General features: G+C 39.9%; 6 protein-coding genes, 1 tRNA gene and 1 pseudogene. 4 read left to right on the plus strand and 4 right to left on the minus strand.

Going from position 1 to position 6,797, the window contains the following annotated elements; all coding sequences use genetic code 11:
- Positions 1–199: 199 nt before the first annotated feature.
- Positions 200–1,087: a DMT family transporter gene (locus tag HUN22_RS14635; protein ID WP_174730760.1), complete on the plus strand. Its 888-nt coding sequence runs from the start codon at positions 200–202 to the stop codon at positions 1,085–1,087.
- Here HUN22_RS14635 and sxtR read toward each other — a convergent pair.
- Positions 1,084–2,005, minus strand: a pseudogene (gene sxtR / locus HUN22_RS14640) (multidrug efflux pump transcriptional activator SxtR). The gene HUN22_RS14635 and the pseudogene sxtR sit on opposite strands and share 4 nt — an antisense overlap.
- Positions 2,006–2,095: 90 nt before the next feature.
- Here sxtR and sxtP point away from each other — a divergent pair.
- The 3 genes from sxtP to HUN22_RS14655 all read left to right on the plus strand — a co-directional run bounded on the left by sxtP (position 2,096) and on the right by HUN22_RS14655 (position 3,928).
- A complete protein-coding gene (sxtP, locus tag HUN22_RS14645; RefSeq protein ID WP_174730766.1) occupies positions 2,096–3,391 on the plus strand; it encodes a multidrug efflux MFS transporter SxtP in 1,296 nt (431 codons plus the stop codon).
- A 24-nt stretch (positions 3,392–3,415) separates the two neighbouring features.
- On the plus strand, positions 3,416–3,742 hold the full coding sequence (locus HUN22_RS14650; protein WP_174730769.1) for a gamma-glutamylcyclotransferase family protein: 327 nt from the start codon (positions 3,416–3,418) through the stop codon (positions 3,740–3,742).
- 110 nt (positions 3,743–3,852) lie between these two features.
- Positions 3,853–3,928: transfer RNA gene (locus tag HUN22_RS14655), tRNA-Thr, on the plus strand.
- A 333-nt stretch (positions 3,929–4,261) separates the two neighbouring features.
- On the opposite strand, the gene HUN22_RS14660 is transcribed toward HUN22_RS14655, so the two are convergent.
- The 3 genes from HUN22_RS14660 to HUN22_RS14670 all read right to left on the minus strand — a co-directional run.
- Positions 4,262–4,687, minus strand: coding sequence for a GFA family protein (locus HUN22_RS14660; RefSeq protein WP_174730772.1), 426 nt, complete (start codon positions 4,685–4,687; stop codon positions 4,262–4,264).
- An 8-nt stretch (positions 4,688–4,695) separates the two neighbouring features.
- On the minus strand, positions 4,696–5,523 hold the full coding sequence (locus tag HUN22_RS14665; RefSeq protein ID WP_174730774.1) for an SAM-dependent methyltransferase: 828 nt from the start codon (positions 5,521–5,523) through the stop codon (positions 4,696–4,698).
- Between the two features lie 4 nt (positions 5,524–5,527).
- On the minus strand, positions 5,528–6,797 hold a 1,270-nt coding region (locus HUN22_RS14670), incomplete at its 5' end, for an FAD-dependent oxidoreductase (RefSeq protein ID WP_174730777.1).

A 6,797-nucleotide genomic window follows, 5' to 3' on the forward strand; every position in this document is an offset into this window, starting at 1 on the left:
ATATAATATGAGCTAGTTCTATAAATCACAATTCTCTGAAACAAAACTCTATTAGAAGCGTTTAGATTTTTATAAAGTTTATTAAATTAATTCAGAATAAATCGTTGAGAATATTAAGCGTTAATTGGTTATTTTTGTTGAATATTCATCCAAAAAATATTGTAGACTGCATGCGTAAAACTTAGGAAGAATTATAGGCGTGAATAATTTAATTATTGGAACCCTATTTGCACTTTGTGCGGCTGCACTTAATGCTTCTATTGGTGTAATTAGTAAATTACTCATGCACAGTGGCTTAAGCCCACAAGATATTGCCTTTTTAAAAACCATCATCGCCTTTTTCTTTTTAAGTGTGTTTTTATTTAAAGTGCCTGTTAGCCAAAAGATTGCTTTTATTAGCAGCACGCCAAGTAAACTCAGCGTTTTTACCCAAATTGCCATATGTGCTTTTTTAGGGATTTTCTCTTTATTCTTTTTCGAGACCATTGCCTACAACCACGGTGCTGCGGCCAATGTTGTGGTGGTACTCATGGCTTCGGCTGCCATCTCTGCCCTATTTTTTGGTCGATTTATTTTAAAAGAAAGTATCTACGTTCACTCTCTTATTGGAACATTATTGGCAATTGCGGGTATTAGTATCATTTCGTGGAAAGGCGAAAATAGCCTCTTAATGCTGATCAATGCTTCTATTGCGGGCACAGGTTATGGCCTATTTTCGGTTTTAGTTAAAAAGTTCAAATTAAACGGCGGGCTGTTTCTAACCAAGTATTTATTACTTTTTGGCAGTGTTTATCTTGCAGTTCCATTTTTAATAAATTTTAATAGTATTAATTTTAATAGTGACATTGTTTTAGGTTTGATTGGCTTAGCTGTTCTGCCGACCATACTCGGCTTTTTCTGCACCACCAAAGCGTTGTCTTATATGAGTGCCGCAAAGGTACAAGTGACCGAGCTTTCTGAACCTATTTTCGCAGCGCTTATGGCATGGGTTTTCATTCATGAACAGCCGACTTTATCTTTTTTATATGGCGCGATTTTTATTATTTTAGGCATTGTTCTAATGAATAGAGCACCAAAAACAAGCTAGCCGATTTCATTGATATTCCTCTGCGTGGTGACAAGCTACTTGTACCACACTGGCAAAGTTAATCGCCATTTGTGAAGGGTTATGTTTTTTATAAGCAAGCCCTAAACCCACCGTAGGTACAGGCGCTTTTAAAGAGCGATAAGCCACGCCCTGTATTTGCAATTGTTTGGTCGACTCTGGCACCAAAGACACCCCTAAATTTGCAGATACTAACGATAAAATAGACACAATTTGCGGAGCATTTTGTCCAATTTTCGGTTCAAAACCACGTTCATGGCAGGCTTGTTTAATCGCATCAAAAAGCCCTGCGCTAATGGAAGGCGGCGAGACAATAAAATCAAGCTCTCGTAGTGCCGTTAAATCAATTTCTGATGATGCATCGTCGAGTTGAAAAGACTCGGAAGGCAAAGCAGCAATGAGTGGCTCTGCCAATAATTCTTGAATAATTAAACTGTCTGGAATGTTGCGAGGTGAGCGAATAATCGCGACATCTAAACGATCCTCAAGCAATAAATCGATGAGAAGTAAGGTATTGGCTTCTTCAAGCTTTAAATTTACTTTCGGGTATTGCTGCTGAAAATAGCGAACGCATTTAGGAATTAAAGGGTTCAGCATTGAAGTGCCTGTAAAACCTAATCGTAATTGGCCGACTTCGCCATTTGCCACTTGTTTAACAAGGTTCGCTGCATCTTCTACACGCTGCTGTACAGGCTGAATGGCATTAAAAAAGGCAAGCCCTGCTTCGGTTAACTCCACCCCATGCGGAGATCGAATAAATAAATCTGCACCTAGCTCTTCTTCTAAGTCCCTTATTTGCATGCTTAAAGGCGGCTGACTCATGTTTAAGCGCTGCGCAGCTTTAGTAAAGTTTTTTTCTTCTGCTACCGCTAAAAAGTAGCGTATATGTCTGAGTTCCATCGCTATATATAAAACATATCATGACCTATTGTTAAATATATTAGAAAAATACCTTCCAAATTGCTAATTTTAATTTATCGAATTTTCTCGATGCAGCATGCCCCTCAAAGCGCTGTACTTTCTTTCTGTCATGGTTATGATATGAGCTCTTCATCTACACCCAGCACCTTAGACACTGAGGCGACGTCTCTTCTTTCCCGCGAGTGGATTCACAAAGGCACTAAAGCCTATAAGCATGCAGGATTCGCTTTATTCTTGGTTGGCTTTGCTAGCTTCTCACTGATTTATTGTGTACAGCCGCTGTTGCCTGCATTTAGTCAAAGTTTCCAAATTAGCCCTGCGAGTAGCTCTTTAGCCCTGTCATTAACGACTGCCTTTTTAGCCATTTCAATTGTGCTATCAAGTGCCTTTTCACAAGCGATTGGCCGTCGTGGCGTGATCTTTACATCAATGTTATGTGCCGCAATTTTAAATATTGTCTCAATGTTTACACCGAACTGGCACAGTTTGCTGATAGCACGCGCCATAGAGGGTTTGCTGCTCGGTGGAGTACCCGCAGTGACGATGGCTTGGATTGCCGAAGAAATTGCACCTGAACACTTGGGTAAAACTATGGGTTTATATATTGCAGGTACGGCCTTTGGTGGCATGATGGGCCGTGTCGGCATGGGTATTTTAATTGAGTATTTTTCATGGCGCACAGCTTTAGGTTTACTGGGCGCAATCTGTTTTATTTGCTCAATCGCCTTCGTCAATCTACTGCCAGCCTCACGTAATTTTGTACAGAAAAAAGGACTGAATTTAGGCTTTCACATGCAAATGTGGCGTAACCATTTAACCAATACAAAATTATTATGCCTGTTTGCCATTGGGTTCTTGCTCACCAGTGTGTTTGTGACCCTGTTTAACTATGCCACTTTCCGTTTAAGTGGAGCGCCTTATTCACTCAGTCAAACACAAATTAGCCTTATTTTCTTGTCGTATAGCTTTGGTATGGTGTCTTCATCATTGGCAGGAACGCTAGCCGAGCGTTTCGGTAAAAAAACCATGATGATGAGTGGCTTTGCACTCATGATTGTGGGTAGTCTCATGACCCTACTTACTCCTCTTTTCGGCATTATCATTGGCATCGCATTTATTACCACAGGCTTCTTTATTACCCACTCACTTACGAGTAGTTCCGTGGGTGCTGAAAGCAAACAAGCTAAAGCCCACGCCAGTTCTCTCTACTTACTTTTTTACTATATGGGCTCAAGTATTGTCGGCTCAGCGGGTGGTTGGTTCTGGCTACACGGTGGATGGAATGCGATTGTAGCTTTAACCGTCGTACTTTCATTAGTGGGGATATTTTTAGCGGTTTACACCACACGCGCGAAAGCACATTAATTTTTTAAATTAGAGGAAAATCACATGTCGAGTTTATTTGTTTATGGCACTTTAGGCCCAGGTCGTCCTAATGCACATATACTTGAAAATATTGGCGGACAATGGTCAGAAGGTTGGGTAAATGGAACCTTGCGTAATGAAGGTTGGGGAGCAGATTTAGGCTATCCGGGAATTGTACTTGGTGAAACTACCAATCAAGTTCAAGGTTTTGTTTTTAGCTCAGAACATTTAGATGCAAACTGGAAATTGCTTGATGATTTTGAAGGCGAAGGATATGAAAGAGTACCTGTGCAAGTCACTTTAAATAGTGGTGAACATGTTGATTCTTTTATTTATGTGCTGAAATCCTAAATCATTTTTAAGCCAAACTGTATAAGCATTTAGAAATAGAACGAAAAAATTTAAATGCTCATTTTTTGGCTTGTATTTTTTCTAAGAAACTGTAAAATTCATTCCACATCGCCGGCATAGCTCAGTTGGTAGAGCAACTGACTTGTAATCAGTAGGTCCACAGTTCGAATCCGTGTGCCGGCACCATCATTAAACCTCATGAATATTTGATTTATGGGGTTTTTTGTTGTCTGTAGGTTTTGCACTCCACCTTGTGACTCTATACCTTAAGTGGAAAAGAAATTTATTAATACAAAATGAAAAAAAGCCCAACATCCTGTTGGGCTTTTTCCGTATTTCGTTAGTAGGTACACTTCCTGTAATACCTCACGTCCTGATGCTTAAACTTATTATTGTTGTTTTACGTTTCGGAACTTCCTGTTCCTGATGAGTTCATCATAGGCAATTCGTGAGGTTATAGAAAGACGACAATTTCTCGAATGGATGTAAGAAAAGGCTTACGAGCTTGTCAGAATACCTCTACCCTTCTTTCTTCTTCTCTATCATTTTTTCAAAGTGTCTAAGGTTTGGGTTCAACGTATCCCAAGCATAGGCTTGGCTCACAAACACTTCTGCTCTAGGCTGATAGAGACTAGGGTCATCCAAAGTACCTGCACGTATTGAAATCATTTCAGGCGCAATTTCAGGTAAGCCAAAAAGTTGAGAACCACACGTCGGACAAAACGCTCTTTTAATAGAACGACCAGAAGAACCTAAAGTCTCAAAATATTTAAGCTCACCACTCACTTTCAATTCAGATTGATGAAAAAAAGCAATGGGCGCATATGCCGAACCTGTGGCCTTCTGGCAATCTCGACAGTGACAATTAAAGCTATAACGTGGCTCTGCTTCACTTTGGTAGCTCACAGCTCCACATAAACACGATCCTTGATATTTGGCTGACATAGCTCATCCTATTTTTTTATTGCTATGATTTGAATATAACGTACATATCCATTTTGGTAGAGTTGTTGGCATAACTTTGCAGTCATTTGAATTTTAAAATTTGCCAACCCTCGGCTTTGCTTTTGTCCTTGTTGATTTTGAATATATTGCGAAAAACCGAGTAACACTCGCTCAGATAAATCTTCAATTTGGATATCGACAAAACCTTGTTGTTCCAAGGTAGCTCTGAGCATTTTTTCATTTGGCACAGTATCCCAAGCGACATTTGCTGCTTTGAGTAAATAACGATGCTTTTGTTCTTGTAGAGCGGTCATGTTTTGACATGAGTCGGCACGCATTAGATAGTGAAAACCTAATCGTCCTTTTGAATTTAAAACTGGAGCGATGGAATCTAGAAATGAATTTAAATGACTGTGATAAGCGGCATCAATACACATCACCACATCGAAGTATTGTTTAAATTCAAATTGTTTTAAATTTAAAAATGAACCGCAGAAAATCTGACTTATTTCGGGAATAAGATTTTGAATTTTATGAACGCATTGGGCTTGTAAGTCAACTGCGCTGAGGCTTTTAGGCTGATAATGCTGTAACCAGTGCAACAAACTTGCACCCTGTCCGCAGCCTAAATCTAAGAGATGATCTTTTGAATTTAAATTGACAGCTTGTGCCAATTGGTCAGCCAATTGGCGACAAGCTTCACGGTAGTTTTGGGTATTTTTCCAAAAACCCAAATTTGTCCAAGCAAGCTCTTCATTATCTCCCAAACTTGTTGCATCAATTGCATATTTATGGGGGATGAGTCGAGAAAGAGCAGCCCGAACTTTTGTTTTCACAATTTTAGTAACCGAGCTCAGGGGCAACTTCAACCTGAGGTTTTAAACCTACAAATGGTAAAGGTGCACCTAAAATTTCAGCAATATGCATTGCAGAAGTAACTGCAGACTCTAAAATTGGCAAACCGTCGCACGACCATGAACCACAGTAGAATACTTTACGACTCGGATCTAAATGGCGTTGTTGCAATTCTTTATTTAAAGCAATCGTTTGTGAGTCTACAACCGCACGCGTTAAAGTCACTTTTGAAATAACTTTTTTAGGATCAATATCAACCACTGGACGCCAAGTTTGGAATACGGGATTTTTACCTACGAGTGTTGGTTCAACCGCATTCATCCAAACTGTAAATTGCTGACGCGTAAACTTACGATCCATCATGTAGCTCAGCACTGACCAGTCTTTACGGCGTGGCGGCATGACTGTCGCATCGGTGTGAATCACAAGATCACCTTGCTCAAAGCGGAATTGCTTCAACAGGTTCATATCTTCTACAAATTGTTCAGGATTTAAAAACTCATCGATTTTAGATGTTGGCGTTGCAACAATTACTCGATCAAATAAATTTTGTTCACCTTGGCTGTTTTCAACCAGTACTTTTTCGCCTTGTAGTTCAACTTTTTTAATCGCGGATCCGCTATGAATACCGATGCCTTTAATTAAGCTATCTACAAATGCTGGTGTGCCCCCTTTCATGCGCAACAACATGTCGCCATCAGTTAAGTGACGCAAAAACTCAAGTAAGTTTTTTGCAGGCCAGTCGCCTATTGTTTTTGGATTACACGTACAAATTGTATAGAGCACCGGCATGACCACACCATGCCAGAATACTTCTTCAATATCGTTCTGATTAATAAATTCAGCGAGGGTAATATCTTGATTTTTAGATTTGAAAAACTGGTGAATCGCAGTTTTTAATTGCAACATCCCTTTCACAAGACGCCAGCCATATTGCTGGATGCCTTTACGGTTATTAATAATCGGGAAATTACCAATACGGCTACGTGATGTCGTTAACCATGTTTCCGTACGATCTTCGAATAACCAGCTACATGACATATAAGTACGAACAGGAAAGGTTTTAATACCTAAATGAGCAGCAAGGCTGAGTGTATTTTTCCACAGATGTGGATTCATCACACGTAGCGGTGCATCAATAATTCCACCATCGAACTCAATGCTATGGCTATCCATTCCCCGGCCAGGAAGTGCTTCAAATATCGTGATCGTATGCCCTGCATCTTTCAGAATTCTTGCTGCCGCAAGCCCTGCC

The sequence above is a fragment of the Acinetobacter lactucae genome, assembly GCF_013344765.1.
GTDB lineage: Bacteria > Pseudomonadota > Gammaproteobacteria > Pseudomonadales > Moraxellaceae > Acinetobacter > Acinetobacter lactucae_A.

Excerpts from the sequence above, each read along its gene's own strand:
- HUN22_RS14650 (WP_174730769.1), top strand. The coding sequence starts at position 3,416 with ATGTCGAGTTTATTTGTTTATGGCACTTTAGGCCCAGGTCGTCCTAAT.
- HUN22_RS14660 (WP_174730772.1), bottom strand. The coding sequence starts at position 4,687 with ATGTCAGCCAAATATCAAGGATCGTGTTTATGTGGAGCTGTGAGCTAC.
- sxtP (WP_174730766.1), top strand. The coding sequence starts at position 2,096 with ATGCAGCATGCCCCTCAAAGCGCTGTACTTTCTTTCTGTCATGGTTAT.